The organism is Streptomyces hygroscopicus subsp. hygroscopicus (assembly GCF_030269125.1).
GTDB classification, from domain to species: Bacteria; Actinomycetota; Actinomycetes; order Streptomycetales; family Streptomycetaceae; genus Streptomyces; species Streptomyces hygroscopicus_C.
The window spans coordinates 133353-155252 of record NZ_BSSM01000010.1; the positions used below are offsets into that span (position 1 = coordinate 133353).

Below are 21900 nucleotides of genomic sequence, written 5' to 3' on the forward strand. Positions count from 1 at the left end.
CATGACGGAAGACCCGAAGGCGGCCGGGGCGCGGCCGGAGACGCGGGTACGGATCGGGCAGGGCCCGCACGGCCGGCGCGAGGTGCTGGTCAAGGTGCTGTGGATCGGCGTCTGGCTGGTCTTCCTCAGCTCCCCGGTCGGCGACCTGGCCGGCGGCCGGCACACCCCGGCCGGCACCGTGGCGGGCGCGATCGGCCTCACCGCCTTCGTGGTCGCGTACCTGGCGCTGGTCTTCCGGCAGATGGGGCAGCCCTTCTCGCCGCGGGCCGTGGCCTCGCTGCTCGCGGTCCTCGCCGTCCTCGCGCCCGTCCTGATGTACTGCCTCGGCCTCCGGTGGAGCGGGCTGTTCGTCTACCTCTCGGTGGCCTGCGGGGCCACCCTGCCGCTGCGGGCCGCGTGCTGGGCGATTCCGGGCTGCGGCCTCGTGATGTACCTCGTCGGGCTGCGCTGGGGGGCGTACGCGGTCGACGACCTGCTGCCGCTGGTCGTGCTGATCGGGTTCGCGATGGTCGGCGTGGGGCAACTGGTGCGGACCACCGTGGAGTTGCGCAAGGCGCGGGCCACCGTCGCCCAACTCGCCGCCAACGAGGAGCGGCTGCGCCTCGCCCGCGACCTGCACGACCTGCTGGGCCACTCGCTCTCCCTGATCACGCTGAAGAGCGAGCTGGCGGGCCGGATGCTGCCCGGACAACCCGACAAGGCGGCCCAGCAGGTCGCCGACATCGAACAGGTCAGCCGGCAGGCCCTGGTGGACGTCCGGGAGGCCGTCACCGGCTACCGGCGCCCCCGGCTCGCCGTCGAGCTGGCGGGCACCCAGGTGGCCCTCACGGCCGCGGGCGTCGCCGCCGAGATACCGGCCGAGCCCGACCTCGCGGGCGTGCCCGGGGAGGCCGAGTCCGCGCTCGCCTGGGCGCTGCGCGAGGCGGTCACCAACGTGGTGCGGCACAGCGGCGCCGACCGGTGCGCCGTACGGCTCGCGCGTCGCCAGACGCTGGACGGGCCGATACTCGAACTCGCCGTCGAGGACAACGGGTCGGGCGGCGGCAGCGGGGGCTTCGGCAACGGGCTGACCGGGCTGACCGAGCGCCTGGAGAAGGCCGGCGGCACCCTGGAGGCGGGCCGGGTCAAGCACGGATTCCGGCTCGTCGCCCGCGTGCCGGCGGCTCCCGCCGGGGACATAGGATCCGGGGCATGACGCGCACGATCAGGGTCCTGCTGGCCGAGGACCAGTCCATGGTCCGCGAGGCGCTGGCCGCGCTGCTCGGCCTGGAGGACGACATCGAGGTCGTCGCGCAGGTCGCGCGCGGGGACGAGGTGCTCGCTGCGGTCGGGGCGCACGACGTGGACGTGGCGCTGCTGGACATCGAGATGCCGGGCTGCACCGGCATCGAGGCCGCGGCACGGGTCCACCGGGACTTCCCCGGGGTCAGGTTGGTCGTCCTCACCACCTTCGGGCGGCCCGGCTATCTGCGCAGCGCCATGGAGGCCGGTGCCGACGCCTTCCTCGTCAAGGACGCGCCCGCGGCCCAGCTCGCCGCCGCCGTGCGCAAGGTGCTCGCCGGGGAGCGGGTCATCGACCCCACGCTGGCCGCGGCCGCGCTCGCCGAGGGCGCCAACCCGCTCACCGAACGCGAGCGCGAGGTGCTGCGCGCCGCGGCCGACGGCTCCACCAACGCCGAACTGGCCAAGGCCCTGCACCTGTCCCAGGGCACGGTCCGCAACTACCTCTCCACCGCGATCCAGAAGCTCGCCGTCCGCAACCGGGCGGAGGCGGTGCGCACCGCGCGGGAGAAGGGCTGGCTGTAGAACCTCCCGAGGAGGTCAGTTGAGCTTGGCGCGGGCCGTGCGGGCCTGCTGCCGCACCCGTTCGGCGGCCGGTTCGTCGACGACCTCGATCAGCTCGGCGTACGCGTCGAGTTCGTCCGCTCCCGCCGTGAACTGTCCGCGCTGCACCAGCAGTTGCCCGCGCTCGTAACGCAGCCGGGCCGGGTGGGCGGGGATCAGCAGCGCCAGCTCCACCGCGCGCAGCGCCACGTCCGAGCGCTCGGGGCGGGCCGCGGCCCATGCCCGGATGTTGTTCAGGATCCGCTGCACGACCTCCAGCGGCGGCGCGGGCTCCAGCATCCCCGGGTCCAGCGGCGCGCCGGTCGCGCCGACCACGAGCAGCTCGGCGTCCGGCCCGGTCAGCACCCGCCCGCCCTCGAACGGATCGGCCAGCACCTGCTCGCCGGTGGCTCCGAACCCGACCACGAAGTGCCCCGGGAGCGCGACCCCGTACACCGGGGCCCCGGCCCGCCGGGCGACCTCCAGCCACACCACCGACAGCAGGATCGGCAGCCCGCGCCGGCGCCGCAGCACCTCGTGGAGCAGCGAGGACTCCAGGCGCTGGTAGTCGCCGGGGGTGCCGTGGAACCCGTAGCGCCCGCCGAGCAGCCGCCGCACCGCCTCCGCCCAGGCGCGCGGCCCGCCGGGCCGGTACGGCAGCTCGCCCGCGAGCCGGTCCAGCTCCGCCTGCGCGGTGTCGATCCCGGCCTCGTCCAGCGCGCCGTCCGCCTCCGCGCCGATCAGCAGGCACAGCGCCGCGAGGTCCGGCCGCTCGGCCCGCGCCTCCTCGGCGAACCGCGCCCGCAGCTCGGCGGACCGCTCGGGCGGGGGCGGGTACGGGGGAGGCAGGTACGGGTGCTGCATGGCAGGCTCTTGCCCTTCCGGAGGGGTTCTTACGACTGGTCGTGGGCGGATCGTTCCTCCGGCTCACGGAAGTGGTGGTACGCGTGGTGCCGGGTGAGGCCCAGGCCGGCGTACATGGCCTTCGCGGGTTCGTTGTCGGTCTCCACCTGGAGCCAGGCGGCCGAGGCGCCCTCGTCCAGCGCACGGCGGGCGAGGGCGGCCATCACCTCGGTGGCGAGCCCCTGCCGCCGGCGCTCGGGAGCCACCTCGACCGCGGCGAAGCCGGCCCACCGTCCGTCCACGACGCACCGCCCGATCGCCGCCGGGGCCGCGCCCGCCGCGCCGGGCACGGAGGCGAACCACACCGAGGGCCCACCGGTGAGCACCCGCAGGGCCACCTCGCTCACCCCCTTGCGCTGGTACCGCGCGAGCCATGCCTCGTCGGCCTCGCGGGTCAGGACCACCTCCGCGTCCCCGGCCCGGTCCGCGAGCGGGACCAGGGCGCCCGTCCACACCTCGGTGGTCACCTCCCGCGCCCAGCCGCGCCGCTCCAGCTCCGCGCACAGCAGTTCCTGCGTGCCCTCGGCGCCGGTCGCGGCCTGGACGTACGCGGGCAGCCCACGCTCGCCGTACCAGCGTCGTACGGCCGTCAGGGCCGCGTCGAGCGGGCACCCGGGATCGCCCAGCGGCAGCACGCTGTTGGCGCGCCGTGTGTACCCTCCGGCGGCCCTCAGCTCCCACTCGCCGAGCCGCTCGCTCTCCACCGGACGCCACCCGCGCGAGGCGACCCGCGCCAGCTCCTCGTAGCTCGCCGCGGGACCCCGGCGGCGCGCCGGGGCGGCCGGTACGACCTTGCCCGCCACGAGCGAGGTTTCCTGAAACCGGACACTTGTGCCGCCCCGCTGTGTGATCATGAGCACGCCATGATCCCAAGATGTGAGAACGCCCACCGTGTCGGTGAACTTCTCCCGCGCCGCACCGGGTTCGCTCAACCGTCGTACGGAGACGCGTTTCCCCACGTCAGCGGGGGTGATTCGGACTTCCAGGCGTCCTTGTGCCGAGATTTCCACCGGTCAGTTCACCCCTCCTGTTCGGATCATGCTCCGGAACGGAGATACTAGGGGCGGGCATCGACGACGCCGCGCTCCCGCGCGCCAGGCGGCGGAGCCTGAGGAGGCCCGCCAGCGCCCTATCGAGGAGGAACGACAGCGTGACCTACGTCATCGCGCAGCCTTGTGTCGACGTCAAGGACAAGGCGTGCATCGAGGAGTGCCCGGTCGACTGCATCTACGAGGGCCAGCGGTCCTTGTACATCCACCCGGACGAATGCGTCGACTGTGGTGCCTGTGAGCCGGTCTGCCCGGTCGAGGCGATCTTCTACGAGGACGACGTCCCGGAGGAGTGGAAGGACTACTACAAGGCGAACGTCGAGTTCTTCGACGAACTGGGCTCGCCCGGCGGCGCCAGCAAGCTGGGGCTGATCGAGCGTGACCACCCCTTCGTCGCCGCGCTGCCGCCGCAGGGCGAGTGACCGTTTAGCGCCCAAGCGGCCGGCACCGCGCCGCCTCGGTGCCGTACGGCCCCGATCGCCTGATCACCGCCGCACGGGACCGAGGCGTTTGCCGCACCAGACGAAAGTGAGCCACTGATCGTGTCCGCAGTCTCCGACCGGCTTCCCACCTTCCCCTGGGACAAGCTGGAGCCGTACAAGAAGACGGCCGCGGCCCATCCGGACGGCATCGTCGACCTCTCCGTCGGCACCCCGGTCGACCCGGTCCCCGAGCTGGTCCAGAAGGCCCTGGTCGACGCGGCCGACTCGCCGGGCTATCCGACGGTCTGGGGCACGCCCGCGCTGCGGGACGCGATCTGCGGCTGGCTGGAGCGGCGCCTGGGCGCGCGCGAGGTGACCCACCGGCACGTCCTGCCGGTCGTCGGCTCCAAGGAGCTGGTGGCCTGGCTGCCGACCCAGCTGGGCCTCGGCCCCGGCGACAGGGTCGCCTACCCGCGCCTGGCGTACCCGACGTACGAGGTGGGCGCCCGGCTCGCCCGCGCGGAGTACGAGACGTACGACGACCCCCGCGACCTCGACCCGACCGGTCTGAAGCTGCTCTGGCTGAACTCCCCGTCCAACCCGACGGGCAAGGTCCTGTCCCGGCGGGAGCTGACCGACATCGTCGCCTGGGCCCGCGGCCACGGCGTCCTGGTCGTCTCCGACGAGTGCTATCTGGAGCTGGGCTGGGAGGCCGACCCGGTCTCGGTGCTGCACCCGGACGTCAACGGCGGCTCGTACGACGGCGTCGTGGCCGTCCACTCCCTCTCCAAGCGCTCCAACCTGGCCGGCTACCGCGCCGCCTTCGTCGCGGGCGACCCGGCCGTCCTGGGCCCGCTGCTGGAGATCCGCAAGCACGGCGGCATGATGACCTCCGCCCCGACCCAGGCCGCCGTGGTGGCCGCGCTCGGCGACGACACCCACGTCCACGAGCAGCGCGCCCGCTACGCCGCCCGCCGCGAGGCGCTGCGCTCGGCCCTGCTGTCCCACGGCTTCCGCATCGAGCACAGCGAGGCGAGCCTCTACCTGTGGGCCACCCGCGACGAACCCTGCTGGACCACCGTCGCCCACCTCGCCGACCTGGGCATCCTGGTCGCCCCCGGCGACTTCTACGGCACGGCGGGCGAGCACTTCGTCCGCGTGGCCCTGACGGCGACCGACGAACGCGTCCAGGCGGCCGTCTCGCGCCTGCGCTAGAACGCCGACGGGGCCCAGGGGACGATCCCTGGGCCCCGCTCACCGGGCTGATCCGGCTCAGGTGAGCGGCAGGCCCTGCATCGGCAGGCCGGAGGTCGGCAGGCCGCCCTTCGCCGCGCCGGACGCCGCGTCCCCGAGGGCGCTGCCCGCGGCCGCGGCCGCGCCCCCGGCGGCCTGCTGCGCCGCCGGGGCCGCCTTCTTCACGGCGCCGCCGGCCGTCTTGCCCGCGGCCGGCACGGCCGTCTCCACGGCGTTGCCGCCCGTGTCGCCCGCCAGCGTGGTGACGTGCTCCGCGGCACCGTCGACGGTGTCACCGACGTGCGCCGCGTCCAGCGCGGTCAGGCCGCTCAGGTTCGGAGTGGCCGCCGGCAGGTTCGTGGCCGCACCGGCGGAGCCGGCCGCACCGACCCCGGCGGCCGCTCCCGCTGCGACGAGCAGCGCGGCACGGGCGATCCGGCGGGTCAGGGGGAGGGACATGATGCTCCATTCGACGGGAGAAGAACGATCTCTGTCGTCCGGACCCGGCACCGGGCTCGGACGCCATGACTACCGCTCGAAGCCCCCGAAGGTTGCGGACGCCCCAGGTAAAGAACGGATAACGCATCGCATTATCAGGTGTGGATAAAAACGGGCAAAGGACGTCCGCGGGAATGCCCAGCAGAATCCTTCCGCCCCTTGGGCCCCAAGGGATTCCGGTCGAGGTCCGCCACTCGCCCGTATGGTCGCTCGTGAAACGCCGACGTCACCCGTCGGCGCGATCCGCCGTACTACTGTCCGGTCACGATACGGACAACGCCCACGGACTTCTCCGCGCCCGCGGCCCCCTGCGAGCGCACCGGCTGCCACGCCCCGCCGTCGCTGCCCGCGGTCCACACCCGCCCCGCGTACGCCACCCGCTGGATGTGCAGCGCCGAGGAGTTGGCGACCGCCCACTGCGCGAGCTGCCACCCTCGCTCCCGTTCGTCGCGCCCGCTCGCGTCCGTCCGCGTGCCGAGCGGCACCGGCACCGACACGGTCCGCCCGTTCGCCGTCGCGGTCACGCTCGGCGAGGGCGACGGCGAGGGCACCGGCGCCCCGCCCACCTCCGCGCCGGTCTCCTGGAGGGCGTCCCGCCCGAAGTCCCGCACCAGCGCGGCCCGTACGGCGTCCGGACCGATCGCCCCGGCCGTCGGGTCGAAGCGCCCGTCACAGGTCAGCGCGGCCGCCGCCTGCCCGGTCAGCGCCGCCGACAGCAGCTCGGCGTCCGGCTCGTGCTTGGCGTACGCCTCCGGGTAGCCGCTGCGCTGCACCTTCTGCGCGGCCACCGTGAGCGGCAGATCGGTGTAGTCGGGCACCCTGGCCAGATGGGCGTAGAAGATCCCGGCCGCGTACGCGGGGTCCATGATCTGCCGCTCGGTGCCCCAGCCCTGCGAGGGCCGCTGCTGGAACAGGCCGAGCGAATCCCGGTCGCCGTGCTCGATGTTGCGCAGCCCCGACTCCTGGAGCGCGGTGGCGAGCGCGATGGTCACCGCCCGCACGGGCATGTTCCGGCCGGTGCCGACGGCCGCGATCGTCGCCGCGTTCGCCGCCTGCTCGGGCGTGAACTCGTACGACGGGCCGTCGCCGGTGGCCGAGACCACCTTGCAGCCGTGCGATCCGCCGCCTCCGGTGACGTACTGCACCACGAGGTAGGCGGCGACACCGCACAGGACCAACAGGGCCGCGCCGAACCGGAGGAGACGGCCGCGGCGCTCGGGGCGGGTGGGGGGCTGTGACACGCGTACAAGGTACTGGAGTGATCACCGTCCCTCACCAGTGGTCCGCTGCCGCGCGCGCGACCCGGGCGGCCCGCGGCGGCGCGCTAGGGTCGGGGCCATGGCCGACACCTCGCTTGACCTCACGCTGGACGCCGCCACGCTCACGGCGCGGCTCGTGGACTTCGCCTCCGAGAGCGGCACCGAGAAGCCCCTCGCCGACGCGATCGAGACCGCGCTGCGCGCGCTGCCGCACCTGACGGTGGACCGCCACGGCAACAACGTGGTCGCCCGCACGCACCTGGGCCGCGCCGAGCGGGTGGTCCTGGCCGGGCACATCGACACCGTGCCGATCGCGGACAACGTGCCCTCGCGCCTCGACGAGGACGGCGTGCTGTGGGGCTGCGGCACCTGCGACATGAAGTCGGGCGTGGCGGTCCAGCTGCGCCTCGCGGCCACCGTCCCGGCCCCCAACCGTGACCTGACCTTCGTGTTCTACGACAACGAGGAGGTCGCCGCCGACCTCAACGGGCTGCGGCACGTCGCGCGGGAGCACCCGGAGTGGCTGGAGGGCGACTTCGCGGTGCTCCTGGAGCCCTCCGACGGCGAGGTCGAGGGCGGCTGCCAGGGCACCCTGCGGATGCTGCTGCGGACCGAGGGCGAGCGGGCGCACTCGGCGCGTTCCTGGATGGGCGCCAACGCCATCCACGCGGCCGCGCCGATCCTGGCCCGCCTCGCGGCCTACGAGCCCCGCTACCCGGTGATCGACGGCCTGGAGTACCGCGAGGGCCTGAACGCCGTGCGCGTCGACGGCGGCGTCGCGGGCAACGTCATCCCCGACGAGTGCGTGGTCACGGTCAACTTCCGCTACGCCCCCGACCGCACCGAGGAGGAGGCGATCGCGCACGTCCGCGAGGTGTTCGCGGACTGCGGGGTGGCCGAGTTCGTGATCGACGACCACAGCGGCGGCGCGCTGCCCGGCCTCTCGCACCCGGCCGCGGCGGCCTTCATCGAGGCGGTCGGCGGTGTCCCCCGCCCCAAGTACGGCTGGACGGACGTCTCCCGTTTCGCCGCGCTCGGCATCCCCGCGGTCAACTACGGCCCCGGCAACCCGCACCTGGCGCACAAGCGGGACGAGCGCGTGGAGACCGCCAAGATCCTCGCGGCCGAGGAGCGGCTGCGCGGCTGGCTCACCGCGTGACCCCGCCGCGCGTGGCGCACGCCTGGCGGACACGCGTAGGTCCCCCCTGTGTAACCCGCGTAGATCTAGGCTGAGGACGAACCACCGGCAAGCGGAGGGAGCGCACATGCCTACCGGGAACCCCGAAGGGAAGAAGCAGCCGCCGGACGAGCAGCGGCTCGGGCCGGTCCTCCGGCGGCGGGGCCAGGTGACGCGGAGCACGACCGACCAGCGGCTGCTGGACGCGGGCGGCCCCTCCGACTGGGTCCACACCGATCCCTGGCGGGTGCTGCGCATCCAGTCGGAATTCATCGAGGGCTTCGGCACGCTGGCCGAGCTGCCGCCCGCGATCAGTGTGTTCGGCTCGGCCCGCACCCCGGTGGACTCGCCGGAGTACGACGCCGGGGTCCGGCTCGGCCGGCGCCTGGTGCAGGCCGGCTGGGCGGTGATCACCGGCGGCGGCCCCGGCGCGATGGAGGCCGCCAACAAGGGCGCCTGCGAGGCGGGCGGCGTCTCGGTCGGGCTCGGCATCGAGCTGCCCTTCGAGCAGGGGCTGAACCCCTACGTCGACATCGGCCTGAACTTCCGCTACTTCTTCGTCCGCAAGATGATGTTCGTGAAGTACGCGCAGGGCTTCGTGGTGCTGCCCGGCGGCCTCGGCACCCTGGACGAGTTCTTCGAGGCGCTGACCCTGGTGCAGACCCAGAAGGTCACCCGCTTCCCGATCGTCCTCTTCGGCAGCGAGTACTGGGGCGGCCTGGTCGACTGGCTCAAGAACACCCTGGTCGCCACCGGAAAGGCCATGGAGAAGGACCTCCTGCTCTTCCACGTCACCGACGACGTGGAAGAGGCGGTGGCCCTGGTCTCCAAGGAGGCCGCCCGGGACCGGGGTACCGCGCCCTAGGCCAGACCGCGCCGGGCCACCGCGGGGGGGCGGTGGCCCGCGATGGAGGAGACCATGTCGAGCACCTGGCGGGTCTCGGCGACCTCGTGGACGCGGTAGACCATCGCCCCGAGCCACGAGGACACCGCCGTCGTCGCCAGCGTGCCGATCAGCCGCTCCTTGACCGGCCGGTCCAGCGTCTCCCCGACGAAGTCCTTGTTGGACAGCGACACCAGCACCGGCCACCCGGTGGCGGCCATCTCGTCCAGCCGCCGCGTCGCCTCCAGGCTGTGCCGGGTGTTCTTGCCGAAGTCGTGCCCGGGGTCGATCAGCACCGACTCCCGCGGCACCCCGAGCGCCACCGCGCGCTCCGCGAGCCCCACGGTCACGTCCAGGACGTCGGCCATGACGTCGTCGTAGGTCACCCGGTGCGGGCGGGTGCGCGGCTCCGCACCGCCCGCGTGCGTGCACACCAGGCCCACCCGGTGGCGCGCCGCGACCTCGGCGAGGCCCGGGTCCGCGCCGCCCCACGCGTCGTTCAGCAGGTCCGCGCCCGCCTCGCACACCGCCTCGCCCACCTCGGCCCGCCAGGTGTCCACGCTGATCACCACGTCCGGGAACCGGCGCCGCACCTCCGCCACGAAGCCGACCGTGCGCCGCGCCTCCTCCTCGGCCGAGACCTCCTCGCCGGGGCCCGCCTTCACCCCGCCGATGTCGATGATCGCGGCGCCCTCGGCCACCGCCTGCTCGACGCGCGCCAGGGCCGGCTCGTCGCGGAACGTCGCCCCCCGGTCGTAGAAGGAGTCGGGGGTCCGGTTCACGATCGCCATGATCACTCGTTCGTGCGGTCCGAATTCCCGCCTGCCCAGCCTGAGCATCCGCTGTGACCTCTTCCTCGTACGTCCGGCACTGCGACCGCCAGTGACCCTAACTGTCAGACTCGCATGGCACGATCGGAGCTGACAGATTCCGCGTCCGGCACAGTGCCGGCACCCGAGCGTGGGGGCCCCGAGACGATGGTGATGTTCCTGTTCCTGGTCGTCGCACTGGCCGTCGTGGTCGCCGCGGTGACCCTCGCCGTGGTGGGCGGCGGCGAGAGCGCCCCGCTGCCCGAGGCGGCGCCCGAGCGGCTCCGGGACCCGCTGCCCCAGGACCGGCCGGTGGGCCGCGAGGACGTGGAGAGCCTGCGCTTCCCGCTCGCCGCGCGCGGCTACCGGATGTCCGACGTCGACGACGCCCTCGGCCGCCTCGGCGCCGAACTCGCCGAGCGTGACGCCCGTATCGCGGGCCTGGAGTCCGCGCTGGCCGGGGCTCGGGCCGCCGCCGCCGCGCGCCCCGCCCCGGACAAGAACGAACACCCGGAGGGCCGGCAGTGACCGCCGCGATCGCGGGCCCGGACGGCGCGCTGCGCTGCCCGTGGGCCCTGTCCACCGACGACTACGTGTCGTACCACGACGAGGAGTGGGGCCGCCCGGTCCACGGCGACGACGCCCTCTTCGAGCGGCTCAGCCTGGAGGCCTTCCAGTCGGGCCTGTCCTGGATCACCATCCTGCGCCGCAGACCGGGCTTCCGCGCCGCCTTCGCGGGCTTCCGCATCGAGAAGGTCGCCGCCTTCACCGACGAGGACCGCGAGCGCCTGCTGGCCGATCCGGGCATCATCCGCAACCGCGCCAAGATCGACGCCACCCTCGCCAACGCGCGCGTCCTGGCCGACTGGCCGGCCGGTGACCTGGACGACCTGATCTGGTCCCACGCCCCCGATCCGAAGACCCGCCCGGCCCCCAGGACCCTCTCCGACGTCCCGGCGGTCACGCCGCAGTCGACGGCCCTGTCCAGGGCACTGAAGAAGCGGGGCCTGAAGTTCGTGGGACCGACGACGGCGTACGCGCTGATGCAGGCGTGCGGTCTGGTGAACGACCACCTGGAGACATGCGTGGCGAGGAGCGCCCGCGGGGGGCGGGTCACCGCCCCAGGTACTTCGGCTTCTCCTTGTTGACGAACGCCTGTACGGCGATCGTGTGGTCCTCCGACTGCCCCGCGCGGGTCTGGAGTTCGTCCTCCTTGTCCAGCGTCTCCTCCAGGGAGTGGGTCAGACCGAAGGCCATCGCCTCCTTGATCGCCGCGTAGGCCATCGTCGGCCCCGAGGCCAGCTTCCGCGCGACCTTCTCGGCCTCGTCCCGCACCTCGGCGGCGGGTACGACCTTGTTGGCGATCCCCAGCTCCAGCGCGTCCTGCGCGCTGATGCTGCGCGGGAAGAGCAGCAGGTCGGCAGCCCGGCTGGGCCCGACCACCCGCGGCAGGGTCCAGGAGATGCCGGAGTCCCCGGTGAGGGCGACGCCGACGAACGAGGTGTTGAAGGACGCGGTGTCGGCGACGACCCGGTAGTCCGCCGCGAGGGCGAACCCGAAGCCCGCGCCCGCCGCGACCCCGTTCACCGCGGCGACCACCGGCTTCGCCGCCCCCGCGAGCGCCCGCACGATCGGGTTGTAGTGCTCCCTGACCGTGCTCATCGTCTGCCGGGACCCGGTCTCCCGGTCCTGCGCCAGCAGCCCGATGTGCTCCTTGAGGTCCTGGCCCACGCAGAACGCCCGCTCCCCGGCGGCGGTCAGCAGGACCGCCCGTACGGCCGTGTCACGGACCGCCTCCTCGGCCGCCTCCCGCAGCGCGACCTTGGTCGCCACGTTCAGCGCGTTCATCGCCTCGGGGCGGTTCAGCGTGATCGTCGCGAGCCCGTCGCTCACCTCGTAGAGCACGGTGTCGGCCATGGCGCATCCCCTCCGGTTCGCGGTGGTGACGTACCACCCGGTACGCCCCTGTCCGATCACAGCATGGCGGAGATCATCGGCCGGCGGCCCGCCCGCGGGTGTGAGGTGCGTCAAAGAAAACGGGGCCGGGGCCGTCCGAAAGGTGTCCACGCGGTGGCGCAGTATCGCAGCCACATCGCCGAATTGAGTGGTTTTGCTCGCGCGCGTTGCGCAAGCGATGCGGACCGACGTTGGTCATCGGGTCCTGAGATGCGGGATAATGGCTTGGAAGCAATGTGTTCGATGCCGGTGTCGCGTGTCCGATCCGGTCCCGCGCGTGCCCGCCCGGGTGCCATCGGCAGACGATGAGCTGGTTTCAGGAAGGGGAACGAGCATGGCGGCCATGAAGCCGCGGACGGGCGATGGCCCGCTCGAGGTGACCAAGGAGGGGCGGGGCATCGTCATGCGCGTTCCGCTCGAAGGCGGCGGTCGACTCGTCGTCGAGCTGACCCCTGACGAGGCCGAGGCGCTCGGCGACGCCCTCAAGAAGGTCGTCGTCTGACACGCGCGCGAGTCAGTCCTCACGGCTGCCCCGGCATCGTACGCGGTGCCGGGGCAGCCGTGTTCCGGGGGCCGCTCCGTCCGCCGTGGTGAGCCCCGGCGCCGTCACCGCTTGACGGCGCACAGCAGTCCGTCGCCGACCGGCAGCAGCGAGGGGACCAGCTCCTGGCTCTCGCGCACCGTGCGCAGCAGCTCCCGCAGCCGCAGCACCTCGGACGGCTGTGGCCCCGAGTCGACCGTGCGGCCGCTCGCGAAGACGCCCTCGAAGACCACCAGGCCGCCCGAGCGCAGCAGCCGCAGCGACTCGGCGAGATACTCCGGGTACTCCTGCCGGTCCCCGTCGCAGAAGACGAGGTCGTAGCCCGCGTCCGCGAGCCGGGGCAGCACCTCCAGGGCGCGGCCGGGGATGAAGCGGGCCCGGTTGCTGGCGAAGCCGCAGGCGCGGAACGCCTGCCGGGCGAACTGCTGGAGCTCCGGCTCCGGATCGACGGTGGTCAGCACCCCGTCCGGGCGCATGCCGTGCAGCAGATGGATTCCGGACACCCCGCAGCCCGTGCCGATCTCCGCGACCGCCTTCGCGTCCACGGAGGCGGCGAGCAGGCGCAGCGCGGAACCCGTGCCGGGCGACACCGAGCGCAGCCCCGCGTCACGGGCGCGGTCGCGGGCCCAGAACAGTGCCTCGTCCTCGGCGGCAAAGGCGTCGGCGAATGCCGAGCTCGTCTGCCGGTTGCCGGTAATGACCCTCTCCTGTCCCCATGGATGCCTCGGCGTGACTGTATCCGTTGGCGTCGGGAACCCGCAGATGGGACCGGGCGTTTATAGGGAAGAGACAGGGCTGGGGAACGCTTCGGGGGGCGAGAGGTGGAGCAGGGCACCGCACAACTGCTGACGCAGCGGCACGAGCCGCGCCAGCGAGTATCAAATTCTCGTAAAACCGCTTATCCGGAGCTAACGGGCGAGGTGGCTATGGTAGGGGCTCCACTGGACACCACCAGAGCCGACAGGGGAGGTGCGGCTGCGCCCGGGGACCGGGGCGGAGTGCTGCGGCGCTTCCTCGGGTCGGCGGGCAGGCCGAAATCCGTGACCGACACCGCTGCTGACAGCCACGCCACCGGCATCGCCGGGGGCGACGCCCAGACCGCGACCTTCACCAGTGACGCGGACGGGCAGGCGTGGACTCCGCCCACCTGGGACGAGATCGTCAGCACCCACAGCGCCCGCGTCTACCGCCTCGCCTACCGCCTCACCGGCAATCAGCACGACGCCGAGGACCTCACCCAGGAGGTCTTCGTCCGCGTCTTCCGCTCCCTGTCGACGTACTCGCCGGGCACCTTCGAGGGCTGGCTGCACCGCATCACCACGAACCTGTTCCTGGACATGGTCCGGCGCAAGCAGCGCATCCGCTTCGACGCCCTCGGCGAGGACGCGGCCGAGCGCCTGGCCAGCCGCGAACCCACCCCGCAGCAGCTCTTCAACGACGCGCACTTCGACGCCGACGTCCAGCAGGCCCTGGACACCCTCGCGCCCGAGTTCCGCGCCGCCGTCGTCCTGTGCGACATCGAAGGGCTGTCGTACGAGGAGATCGCCGCGACCCTCGGCGTGAAGCTCGGCACCGTCCGCTCGCGCATCCACCGCGGCCGCTCCCAGCTCCGCAAGGCCCTGGCGCACCGCTCACCGGAGGCCCGCGCGGCCGAGCGGCGCACGTTCATGGCCCGGGTCCCCGCACTGGGGGGAGGGGGCGCGACGGCGTGAGCGGATCACGGCAGAAACCCGAGGTGGCACACCTCGCCGAGCAGCATCTGGGAGACCGGCTCTCCGCCCTGGTGGACGGAGAGCTCGGTCATGACACGCGCGAACGCGTCCTCGCCCACCTGGCCACCTGCGCCCGCTGCAAGGCGGAGGCGGACGCCCAGCGCGCGCTGAAGAGCGTGTTCGCGACCGCGGCCCCGCCCCCGCCCTCCGCGAGCCTGCTGGCCCGCCTCCAGGGTCTCCCCGGCGGCGATCCGGACGGCGGCACCCCGCCCGGCGGGCCGTTCGGCGGCGGAGAGGACCGGACCCCCGGCGATCCCGACGTGTTCGGCCCGAGCCGGGGCTTCTCCTTCGGCTACGTCCCGGCACGCCCCCACGGACCGGGCCGCGAGCGGACCCGCTTCCACGAGGGGGGCGGCCCGCTCGGGGACGGCGGCTTCCGCATCCACCCGGTCGGCCGTCCGGACGACGGCCGCTCCGCCTCGCGCGGACTGCGCTTCGCCTTCGCCGCCGCCGGCGCGGTGTCGCTGGCCGCGGTCGCCCTCGGCGGGGTCACCACCGCCATCCCGGGCTACCCGGCCGCGGACGCCCGCGGCACCGGCAGCAACGTGATCCCGGCCCGCACCACGGGCACCGGCGGGAGCACGGGCGGGAACGCGTCGGCGTCCGAGGCCCAGCGCCGCCGTCAGGGGCCGCTGCTCGCCCAGGGCGGCGGGGCACTGCTCGGGCGCACGACTCCCCGGCCGACCGCCGTGACCGCACCCCTGGTGCCGGGCGCGCCGGACCCCACGGCCGGGCCGGACCAGAACACCGGCGCCCGGCCGGCCGGGCCGCTGATGGCGGGTGCCAACGCGGTGACCCCGCTGATAGGCCCGCTGGACAAGGCCATGGACCTGCCGCTGGGCAAGTGGTCCAAGGCGCCCATGGTCCCGGGGCTGCTCTCCGACACCGGCCCCGCCCCCGCCCCGCACAACTTCGTCCGCCCCTCGGCGTCCTCGGCGTCCTCGGCGTCGTCGGCCCCGGCGGCGTCCCGCCTGTCGGCTCCGGTCGTCCCGCACCGGGAACACTGACGCGGCCACACTGACGCGGGAGCCCTGGCCCGGAAGCCGGGCCCGGGTGTTCGACCGGCCCCGCGCAGGGGCCCGCGACCTGGTTGAATCCGGGCACGTAGCCGATGTCCCGCGGCCGCCGCCCAGCGCGGGGCCGCGGCCAGCCGTGGGGAGAGCATGAACGAGGGGAACCGCGTTCCGCCGGGGGCGGAGCCGGAGGCGGCGGCGGGGGCCGAGCCGACGCCGGACGGCGACTTCGAACTGGCCAGGCCGGAGCGGCCCACGCCGTTGCACGAACCGGACCCGTACAGCACCCCGCCCTACGGCGAACCGGGCCCCTGGGCGCCCGCCCCGCCGGTCCAGCACCCCATGGCGACCCCGGCGCACGGGACGGTCGTCGCACCACCGGCGACAGCGGCCGTACCGGCGCCCGCCGCGCTCGCGCCCGTACACGCCCCCACCCCACCCGCACCGGCCCCCACCGCGGCCGTACCGCCGGCCTCGGCGCCCGCCGTGCCCGCGTCCGCCTCCCCGCCCGCGGAACGGACGCCGGCGGACCCCTGGGGGCGCTACGACCCCTGGGCGGCGGGACCGCTCCAGCGGACCGGGCCCGCGGTGGGCGGGCGGCGGTCCGGGCGGCGGCGCTTCATGGTCGGCTGGACCCTCGCCGTCGCCCTGGTCGCGGCCGGGATCGGCGGGCTCGCCGGGGGCTATGTCGAGCGCGAGGGGTTCGGGAGCGGAGTGACCCTGCCGCAGCCCGGGGGCGTTCCCGCCGGGCGCGCGCCGGACAGCGTGGCCGGGATCGCCGCCCGCGCCCTGCCCAGCGTCGTCACCCTGCACGTCTCCGGCTCGGGCGAGGAGGGCACCGGCACCGGCTTCGTGCTGGACGACCGCGGGCACATCCTCACCAACAACCACGTCGTCGCGCCCGCCGCGTCCGACGGCAAGATATCCGTGACGTTCAGCGACGGCGACTCCGTCAAGGCCACCGTCGTCGGACGGGACAGCGGCTACGACCTCGCCGTCGTCCAGGTCGACGGCGTGCGCGGGCTCACCCCGCTGGCCCTCGGCAACTCCGACGACGTCCGGGTCGGCGACCCCGTCGTCGCCATCGGCGCCCCCTTCGACCTGGCCAACACCGTCACCGCCGGGATCATCAGCGCCAAGGAGCGGCCCATCACCGCGGGCGGCGAGGAGGGTGACGGCAGCGACGTGTCGTACGTGGACGCGCTGCAGACGGACGCGCCGATCAACCCGGGCAACTCCGGGGGACCGCTGCTGGACTCCCGGGCCCGGGTCATCGGCATCAACTCCGCCATCCGCTCCGCCGGCAGCGGATCGGACACCGAGGGCGGCCAGGCCGGCTCCATCGGCCTCGGCTTCGCCATCCCGGTCAACCAGGCCAAGCGCGTCGCCGAGGAACTGATCAACGACGGTCACGCCACCCACCCGGTCATCGGCGTCACCCTCGACATGGGCTACACCGGCGACGGCGCCCGCGTCGACGGCCACAGCACGGACGGCGGCCCCGCCGTGATCAAGGGCGGCCCCGGCGAGCGGGCCGGTCTCAGGGCGGGCGATCTGATCACCGGGGTCGACGGGGAGCGGGTGCACACCGGTGAGGAGCTGATCGTCAAGATCCGTGCCCACCGGCCCGGTGACCGGCTGCGGCTGACGGTCGAGCGCGGCGGCGCCGAGCGGGAGGTCTCACTCGTGCTGGGCGCCTCGGAGCAGAACTGACACAAGTCTCACCTCGGGACGGTACCGGTCGGACCAGAACGCCGGGTACCGTTGAGCGACCGAGGACATCGCAAGGAGCGTCAGGTGTTCAATGACATAGGGCCAATGGAGCTACTGACGATCATCGTCATCGCGGTGCTCGTGTTCGGCCCGGACAAGCTCCCCAAGGTCATCCAGGACGTCACCCGGACGATCCGGAAGATCCGCGAGTTCTCGGAGAGCGCCAAGCAGGACATCCGCAGCGAACTGGGCCCCGAGTTCAAGGACTTCGACTTCGAGGACCTCAACCCCAAGACGTTCCTGCGCAAGCAGCTCGGCAATGACGAGCTGGGGCTCCAGGAGATCCGCAACGGCTTCGACCTGAAGAAGGAGATGGCCGAGATCACCGACGCGGTGAACGGCCATGACACCGGGTCCTCCGGGTCCTCCGCCGCGTCCTCGGACTCCGCGCAGGCGTCCTCCGGCGGGCGGGTCGACATGACCAAGAAGCCCGAGGAGTCCGAGAAGGACGACCGGCCGCCGTTCGACTTCGACGCCACGTGAGCCGCGCCGCCGCCGCGTGAACCCTGCTGACGCCGCGTGACCCGCGCCGTCTCCGCCCGGGTCTCGCGCGCCACCCGTGGCATGCCGACACGCGCACGTGACGCGCGTCATAGCGCGCGCCCGTGCCAACCGGCCTGAACAGGCCGTTCGAGGGACCCGCGGGTCCGGCGCCTGCCCGGTGCGTCTCAGCGGTGTGGATATGCTGCCGAGTTGTTGTGCGGACCGGACGAGTACGCCCGAAGGGGGGCGGGCCGCCGCTTCGGTCCGACGAGCGCGAGGAGGCGTCCGGGCAGATGGAGACGACGAGTCGGGTGGGCGCGACGGCGCCGGCCACGGAGGGCGGGCAGGGTCTCGCCTCCGACCGCGGCACGGTCGACGGTTACCTGCGGGCGCCCTTCCCCTGGTACGGGCTCGACGAGGCGTTCACGGGGCCGCGCTGGCTGATGCAGGTCGGCATGGCGTCCGACGGTGCCGTGGAGCACGGGTCGATCGGCCACGGTGACACGCCCTCCGTCCTGCACGAGGGCGCCGCCGGCGCCGAGCCCCGGGAGAAGTTCGCGGTGGTGGTGACCGTCGCCGCGCATCCGTCCCGGCGGGTGGCCGGCGGTTCGGGGCTGCTGGAGGCGACGTCCGTGTCCTCGGCGGCGTGGCTCGCGGGGGTGGGGCTGCTGTCCTTCACCTGGCCGGGACAGATGGACCACGGCCTGCGCGACGACTGGCTGGAGCAGCAGACCGAGACGGCGTGGGCACTGGCCGACGATCTCGGCGGGCCCGAGTGGTCCACGCTCTCGCTTCCGGTGGACGGGGTCGCGGCGCCGTTCCACTACCGGGAGTCGGAGTTCGGCTGGGTGCTGGCCGGTTCCACCGAGGCGGGCGTGCACCTCGGCGCGTACGGGCGGGGCATGAGCGCGTACGGGCTCGGGTTCGCCGCGGTGAAGGACGTCGCCGCGTACGCGTGAGTCGGGGGCGCCGGACGCACCCGGCGCCCCCCTCGTCCCGCGCGGTGAAGCTCAGAACTTGTTCTTCGGCGTGAGGCCGAGGGACATGCCCGACAGGCCCCGCTGCCGGCCGCCCAGCTTGCCCGCGATGGAGCGCAGGGCGCTGCCCGCGGGGGAGTCCGGGTCGGTCAGCACGACCGGCTTGCCCTCGTCGCCGCCCTCGCGGAGGCGGACGTCGATGGGGATGGAGCCGAGGACCGGCACCGTCGTACCCGTCGTACGGGTCAGGCCGTCGGCGACCAGCTGGCCGCCGCCGGTGCCGAAGACGTCGACCATCTCGCCGCAGTGCGGGCAGGGCAGGCCGGACATGTTCTCGACCACGCCGACGATCTTCTGGTGGGTCTGCACGGCGATGGAGCCCGCGCGCTCGGCCACCTCGGCGGCCGCCTGCTGCGGGGTCGTGACGACCAGGATCTCGGCGTTCGGCACCAGCTGGGCCACGGAGATCGCGATGTCACCGGTGCCGGGCGGCAGGTCCAGGAGCAGGACGTCCAGGTCGCCCCAGTACACGTCCGCCAGGAACTGCTGGAGGGCGCGGTGCAGCATGGGACCGCGCCAGACCACCGGCGCGTTGCCCGGGGTGAACATGCCGATGGAGATGACCTTCACGCCGTTCGCCGACGGCGGCATGATCATGTTCTCCACCTGGGTAGGACGGCCCTCCGCGCCCAGCATCCGGGGCACCGAGTGGCCGTAGATGTCGGCGTCCACGACGCCCACCTTGAGGCCGTCGGCCGCCATCGCCGCCGCGAGGTTCACGGTGACCGAGGACTTGCCGACGCCGCCCTTGCCGGAGGCGACCGCGTAGACCCGGGTGAGGTTGCCCGGCTTGGCGAACGGGACCTCGCGCTCGGCCTGGCCGCCGCGCAGGGCCTCGGCCAGCTCGCGCCGCTGCTCGTCGCTCATCACGTCCAGCGTGACGTCCACGCGGGTGACGCCCTCGACGCGCGAGACCGCCTCGGTGACCCGCTGGGTGATGGTGTCGCGCATGGGGCAGCCGGAGACCGTCAGGTACACGGTGACCGCGACCGTGCCGTCCTCCCCGATCCCCACCGATTTGACCATCCCCAGTTCGGTGATGGGGCGGTTGATCTCGGGGTCGTTCACCGTCGCCAGTGCCTCGCGCACCGCGTCTTCCGTAGCCATAAGAACGATGGTACGGCGCGCCGAGGGCCCTCCGGGTAGCCCCTCAGCGGTCGTCTGCGTCACGTCCGGGCGGGCGTTCGGTCCGTTCCGCCGGGAATACGACCGGACCTCCGTGACCGCGCCGTTCCTCCATCTCCTTGAGCATGTCCTGAAGCTCCGAGCGGATCCAGTCACGGGTGGCGACCTCGCCGAGGCCCATGCGCAGCGCGGCGATCTCCCGGGTCAGGTACTCGGTGTCCGCGATCGACCGCTCGTTCTGCTTGCGGTCCTGTTCCAGGTTGACCCGGTCGCGGTCGTCCTGCCGGTTCTGCGCGAGCAGGATCAGCGGGGCGGCGTAGGACGCCTGGAGGGACAGCGCCAGGGTCAGGAAGATGAACGGGTACTCGTCGAACCGCAGTTGCCGGGGGGCGGCCACGTTCCACAGCACCCAGACGATGATGACGATCGTCATCCAGACGATGAAGCGTCCCGTGCCGAGGAACCGGGCGATCCGCTCCGACAGCCGACCGAAGGCCTCCGGGTCCCACTCGGGCAGGAACCGGCGGCGGGGCGGCCGCGGCTGGTCGAGCCGGAGCGTGCGCGGGCGGGTGGCCGCCGTGGCGCCCGCGGGCGTGCGCTCGCGGCCGCTTTCACGCTCAGGAGGCATGGTCACCCGCCTTCTTGTCCCCCTCGGGGTTCTCCTCCAGGTGGAACTCGGTCTCGCGCCAGTCGTCGGGCAGCATGTGGTCCAGTACGTCGTCCACGGTCACCGCGCCGAGCAGCGACCCGGCCTCGTCCACCACGGGCGCGGCCACCATGTCGTAGGTGGCGAAGAACCCGGCGATGACCGGCAGCGCGTCGTCCGGGGACAGCGGCTGGAGATCGTCGTCCAGGAGCGAGCTGACCAGGGTGTACGGGGGGTCGCGCAGCAGTCGCTGGAAGTGGGCGGTGCCCAGGTACTTGCCGGTCGGGGTCTCGTCCGGCGGGCGGCAGACGTAGACCTGGGCGGCGAGCGCGGGGGAGAGGTCGGGGTTGCGGACCCGGGCGAGCGCGTCGGCGACGGTGGCGTCGGGGCGCAGCACGATCGGCTCGGTGGTCATGAGGCCGCCGGCGGTGTGTTCCTCGTAGGACATCAGGCGCCGCATGTCGGCCGCGTCGCCGGGCTGCATCAGGCTCAGCAGCCGCTCCTTGTCCTCCTCCGGCAGTTCGGAGAGCAGGTCGGCCGCGTCGTCCGGGTCCATGGCCTCCAGGACGTCGGCCGCGCGCTCCTCCTGGAGCTTGCCGAGAATCTCGATCTGGTCGTCCTCCGGCAGCTCCTCCAGGACGTCCGCGAGCCGGTCGTCGTCCAGGGCGGCGGCGACCTCGGCGCGCCGTTTGGCGGAGAGGTGGTGCAGCACGTTGGCGAGGTCGGCGGGGCGCAGCTGTTCGAAGGTGGCGAGCAGGTTCTCGGCGCCCTGCCCGTGCTCCTCCAGGGAGAACCCGGAGACGCCGGCCCAGTCCACGGTCAGCGTCTCGCCCTTGACCCGGCGGAACGCGCTGCCCTTTTTGCCCTTGCGGACGAAGACGCGGTCGATCTCCCAGTCCCGGCGCGCGGGCAGCTGCTGCACGGACATGTCGAGGACGGTGGCCTCCTCGCCGGTCTCCACCAGGGTGACCCGCCGGTCCAGCAGCTCGCCGAAGACCAGGCGCTCGGTGGGCCGCTGCTCGAAGCGGCGGACGTTCATGACGCCGGTGCTGATGACCTGCCCGGACTCGATGCCGGTGATCCGGGTCATGGGCAGGAAGATGCGGCGCCGGGTGGACAGTTCGACGACGAGGCCGAGCACGCGCGGGGGTCTCCTGCCCACGCGCAGCATCACGACGAGATCGCGCACGCGGCCCACCTGGTCGCCGTTCGGATCGAAGACGGGGACCCCGGCGAGGTGCGAGACGAAGATCCGGGGGGCGCCGGCTGCCATGGTTCTGCTTCCTTGTCAGGGACGTGCGTCGGAGAGGTGCGTCGGAGAGGTGTGGAGGGGTTTGCCGCAACGACTGCTTTTGTTGGGGAATTGCTCGTATTTGCCCGCACGGTTGCGCTTCAGGCTAGCCCGTACCGATCGGATACGCCCTGGTGGGGGGTCCGGACGGACTGGCTCCGCCAGGCGGCCGGGCACCGGTACGCTGCGGTACGCCGCTGAAGGAA

Annotated in this window: 24 protein-coding genes; 14 read left to right on the forward strand and 10 right to left on the reverse strand. The window is 73.4% G+C overall.

What is annotated here, in order from left to right; translation table 11 throughout:
* Position 1: 1 nt before the first annotated feature.
* Together QSK45_RS22460 and QSK45_RS22465 are read left to right on the forward strand one after the other, a co-directional pair.
* Positions 2-1195, forward strand: coding sequence for a sensor histidine kinase (locus QSK45_RS22460; protein WP_285559935.1), 1194 nt, complete (start codon positions 2-4; stop codon positions 1193-1195).
* Positions 1192-1806 carry a response regulator transcription factor gene (locus QSK45_RS22465; protein ID WP_285559610.1) on the forward strand — a complete coding sequence of 205 codons (615 nt, stop codon included), beginning with the start codon at positions 1192-1194 and terminating at the stop codon, positions 1804-1806. The genes QSK45_RS22460 and QSK45_RS22465 overlap by 4 nt, the downstream gene beginning before the upstream one ends.
* Before the next feature lie 15 nt (positions 1807-1821).
* Here the strand turns inward: QSK45_RS22465 and QSK45_RS22470 are convergent, their stop codons facing one another.
* Positions 1822-2688: a SirB1 family protein gene (locus QSK45_RS22470; RefSeq protein ID WP_285559612.1), complete on the reverse strand. Its 867-nt coding sequence runs from the start codon at positions 2686-2688 to the stop codon at positions 1822-1824.
* A 29-nt stretch (positions 2689-2717) separates the two neighbouring features.
* Entirely contained in the window at positions 2718-3737 is a 1020-nt protein-coding gene (locus tag QSK45_RS22475) for a GNAT family N-acetyltransferase (protein WP_285559614.1), read from the reverse strand.
* A 140-nt stretch (positions 3738-3877) separates the two neighbouring features.
* Here QSK45_RS22475 and fdxA point away from each other — a divergent pair, with 140 nt between their 5' ends.
* Positions 3878-4198: a ferredoxin gene (gene fdxA / locus QSK45_RS22480; protein WP_014674796.1), complete on the forward strand. Its 321-nt coding sequence runs from the start codon at positions 3878-3880 to the stop codon at positions 4196-4198.
* A 120-nt stretch (positions 4199-4318) separates the two neighbouring features.
* The gene (locus tag QSK45_RS22485; protein ID WP_285559621.1) at positions 4319-5413 is read left to right on the forward strand and encodes a bifunctional succinyldiaminopimelate transaminase/glutamate-prephenate aminotransferase; all 1095 of its coding nucleotides are present in this window, start codon (positions 4319-4321) and stop codon (positions 5411-5413) included.
* A 57-nt stretch (positions 5414-5470) separates the two neighbouring features.
* On the opposite strand, the gene QSK45_RS22490 is transcribed toward QSK45_RS22485, so the two are convergent.
* Together QSK45_RS22490 and QSK45_RS22495 are read right to left on the reverse strand one after the other, a co-directional pair.
* Positions 5471-5890 carry an ATP-binding protein gene (locus QSK45_RS22490; protein ID WP_285559623.1) on the reverse strand — a complete coding sequence of 140 codons (420 nt, stop codon included), beginning with the start codon at positions 5888-5890 and terminating at the stop codon, positions 5471-5473.
* A gap of 290 nt (positions 5891-6180) precedes the next feature.
* Positions 6181-7170, reverse strand: a complete 990-nt coding sequence (locus QSK45_RS22495) for a VldE C-terminal domain-containing protein (RefSeq protein ID WP_285559625.1) — start codon at positions 7168-7170, stop codon at positions 6181-6183.
* 97 nt (positions 7171-7267) lie between these two features.
* Here QSK45_RS22495 and dapE point away from each other — a divergent pair, with 97 nt between their 5' ends.
* Together dapE and QSK45_RS22505 are read left to right on the forward strand one after the other, a co-directional pair.
* Complete coding sequence (dapE, locus tag QSK45_RS22500; protein WP_285559630.1) at positions 7268-8347, forward strand: succinyl-diaminopimelate desuccinylase; 1080 nt, start codon at positions 7268-7270, stop codon at positions 8345-8347.
* A gap of 106 nt (positions 8348-8453) precedes the next feature.
* Entirely contained in the window at positions 8454-9230 is a 777-nt protein-coding gene (locus QSK45_RS22505; RefSeq protein WP_285559631.1) for an LOG family protein, read from the forward strand.
* Here QSK45_RS22505 and folP read toward each other — a convergent pair.
* A complete protein-coding gene (gene folP, locus QSK45_RS22510; RefSeq protein WP_285559634.1) occupies positions 9227-10087 on the reverse strand; it encodes a dihydropteroate synthase in 861 nt (286 codons plus the stop codon). The genes QSK45_RS22505 and folP overlap by 4 nt on opposite strands.
* A 138-nt stretch (positions 10088-10225) precedes the next feature.
* Here folP and QSK45_RS22515 point away from each other — a divergent pair, with 138 nt between their 5' ends.
* Positions 10226-10585: a DivIVA domain-containing protein gene (locus QSK45_RS22515; protein WP_285559636.1), complete on the forward strand. Its 360-nt coding sequence runs from the start codon at positions 10226-10228 to the stop codon at positions 10583-10585.
* Complete coding sequence (locus QSK45_RS22520) at positions 10582-11205, forward strand: DNA-3-methyladenine glycosylase I (RefSeq protein ID WP_285559638.1); 624 nt, start codon at positions 10582-10584, stop codon at positions 11203-11205. The genes QSK45_RS22515 and QSK45_RS22520 overlap by 4 nt, the downstream gene beginning before the upstream one ends.
* Here QSK45_RS22520 and chcB read toward each other — a convergent pair.
* Positions 11171-11974 carry a 2-cyclohexenylcarbonyl CoA isomerase gene (gene chcB, locus QSK45_RS22525; RefSeq protein ID WP_285559640.1) on the reverse strand — a complete coding sequence of 268 codons (804 nt, stop codon included), beginning with the start codon at positions 11972-11974 and terminating at the stop codon, positions 11171-11173. The genes QSK45_RS22520 and chcB overlap by 35 nt on opposite strands.
* Positions 11975-12347: 373 nt before the next feature.
* On the opposite strand from chcB, the gene QSK45_RS22530 reads away from it, so the two are divergent.
* A complete protein-coding gene (locus QSK45_RS22530) occupies positions 12348-12515 on the forward strand; it encodes a DUF3117 domain-containing protein (RefSeq protein WP_018544333.1) in 168 nt (55 codons plus the stop codon).
* A gap of 104 nt (positions 12516-12619) precedes the next feature.
* Here QSK45_RS22530 and QSK45_RS22535 read toward each other — a convergent pair whose 3' ends face one another.
* Complete coding sequence (locus tag QSK45_RS22535; RefSeq protein ID WP_285559937.1) at positions 12620-13318, reverse strand: O-methyltransferase; 699 nt, start codon at positions 13316-13318, stop codon at positions 12620-12622.
* A 234-nt stretch (positions 13319-13552) separates the two neighbouring features.
* On the opposite strand from QSK45_RS22535, the gene sigE reads away from it, so the two are divergent.
* The 5 genes from sigE to QSK45_RS22560 all read left to right on the forward strand — a co-directional run bounded on the left by sigE (position 13553) and on the right by QSK45_RS22560 (position 18554).
* Positions 13553-14266 (forward strand): RNA polymerase sigma factor SigE, encoded by a 714-nt coding sequence (gene sigE, locus QSK45_RS22540; RefSeq protein WP_285559642.1) that lies wholly within the window; start codon positions 13553-13555, stop codon positions 14264-14266.
* Entirely contained in the window at positions 14263-15333 is a 1071-nt protein-coding gene (locus QSK45_RS22545) for a zf-HC2 domain-containing protein (RefSeq protein WP_285559644.1), read from the forward strand. Before sigE ends, QSK45_RS22545 begins: the two co-directional genes overlap by 4 nt.
* Positions 15334-15489: 156 nt before the next feature.
* A complete protein-coding gene (locus QSK45_RS22550; RefSeq protein WP_285559646.1) occupies positions 15490-17052 on the forward strand; it encodes a S1C family serine protease in 1563 nt (520 codons plus the stop codon).
* Positions 17053-17136: 84 nt separating this feature from the next.
* Entirely contained in the window at positions 17137-17595 is a 459-nt protein-coding gene (locus QSK45_RS22555) for a sec-independent translocase (protein ID WP_285559648.1), read from the forward strand.
* A gap of 293 nt (positions 17596-17888) precedes the next feature.
* Positions 17889-18554, forward strand: coding sequence for a hypothetical protein (locus QSK45_RS22560; RefSeq protein WP_285559650.1), 666 nt, complete (start codon positions 17889-17891; stop codon positions 18552-18554).
* Between the two features lie 51 nt (positions 18555-18605).
* On the opposite strand, the gene QSK45_RS22565 is transcribed toward QSK45_RS22560, so the two are convergent.
* Genes QSK45_RS22565 through QSK45_RS22575 form a run of 3 tightly spaced genes read right to left on the reverse strand, consistent with a single transcriptional unit; the run spans position 18606 to position 21676 of the window.
* On the reverse strand, positions 18606-19739 hold the full coding sequence (locus QSK45_RS22565; protein WP_285559651.1) for an Mrp/NBP35 family ATP-binding protein: 1134 nt from the start codon (positions 19737-19739) through the stop codon (positions 18606-18608).
* 43 nt (positions 19740-19782) lie between these two features.
* The gene (locus tag QSK45_RS22570) at positions 19783-20385 is read right to left on the reverse strand and encodes a DUF1003 domain-containing protein (RefSeq protein ID WP_285559653.1); all 603 of its coding nucleotides are present in this window, start codon (positions 20383-20385) and stop codon (positions 19783-19785) included.
* On the reverse strand, positions 20375-21676 hold the full coding sequence (locus QSK45_RS22575) for a magnesium transporter MgtE N-terminal domain-containing protein (protein ID WP_285559655.1): 1302 nt from the start codon (positions 21674-21676) through the stop codon (positions 20375-20377). The genes QSK45_RS22570 and QSK45_RS22575 overlap by 11 nt, the downstream gene beginning before the upstream one ends.
* Between the last annotated feature and the right edge of the window lie 224 nt (positions 21677-21900).

Bases quoted from the DNA above. Each gene is read 5' to 3' on its own strand.
- QSK45_RS22460 (WP_285559935.1), top strand. From the start codon at position 2: ATGACGGAAGACCCGAAGGCGGCCGGGGCGCGGCCGGAGACGCGGGTA.
- QSK45_RS22465 (WP_285559610.1), top strand. From the start codon at position 1,192: ATGACGCGCACGATCAGGGTCCTGCTGGCCGAGGACCAGTCCATGGTC.
- QSK45_RS22470 (WP_285559612.1), bottom strand. From the start codon at position 2,688: ATGCAGCACCCGTACCTGCCTCCCCCGTACCCGCCCCCGCCCGAGCGG.
- QSK45_RS22490 (WP_285559623.1), bottom strand. From the start codon at position 5,890: ATGTCCCTCCCCCTGACCCGCCGGATCGCCCGTGCCGCGCTGCTCGTC.
- dapE (WP_285559630.1), top strand. From the start codon at position 7,268: ATGGCCGACACCTCGCTTGACCTCACGCTGGACGCCGCCACGCTCACG.
- QSK45_RS22505 (WP_285559631.1), top strand. From the start codon at position 8,454: ATGCCTACCGGGAACCCCGAAGGGAAGAAGCAGCCGCCGGACGAGCAG.
- folP (WP_285559634.1), bottom strand. From the start codon at position 10,087: ATGCTCAGGCTGGGCAGGCGGGAATTCGGACCGCACGAACGAGTGATC.
- QSK45_RS22515 (WP_285559636.1), top strand. From the start codon at position 10,226: ATGGTGATGTTCCTGTTCCTGGTCGTCGCACTGGCCGTCGTGGTCGCC.
- chcB (WP_285559640.1), bottom strand. From the start codon at position 11,974: ATGGCCGACACCGTGCTCTACGAGGTGAGCGACGGGCTCGCGACGATC.
- QSK45_RS22530 (WP_018544333.1), top strand. From the start codon at position 12,348: ATGGCGGCCATGAAGCCGCGGACGGGCGATGGCCCGCTCGAGGTGACC.
- QSK45_RS22550 (WP_285559646.1), top strand. From the start codon at position 15,490: ATGAACGAGGGGAACCGCGTTCCGCCGGGGGCGGAGCCGGAGGCGGCG.
- QSK45_RS22560 (WP_285559650.1), top strand. From the start codon at position 17,889: ATGGAGACGACGAGTCGGGTGGGCGCGACGGCGCCGGCCACGGAGGGC.
- QSK45_RS22565 (WP_285559651.1), bottom strand. From the start codon at position 19,739: ATGGCTACGGAAGACGCGGTGCGCGAGGCACTGGCGACGGTGAACGAC.
- QSK45_RS22570 (WP_285559653.1), bottom strand. From the start codon at position 20,385: ATGCCTCCTGAGCGTGAAAGCGGCCGCGAGCGCACGCCCGCGGGCGCC.
- QSK45_RS22575 (WP_285559655.1), bottom strand. From the start codon at position 21,676: ATGGCAGCCGGCGCCCCCCGGATCTTCGTCTCGCACCTCGCCGGGGTC.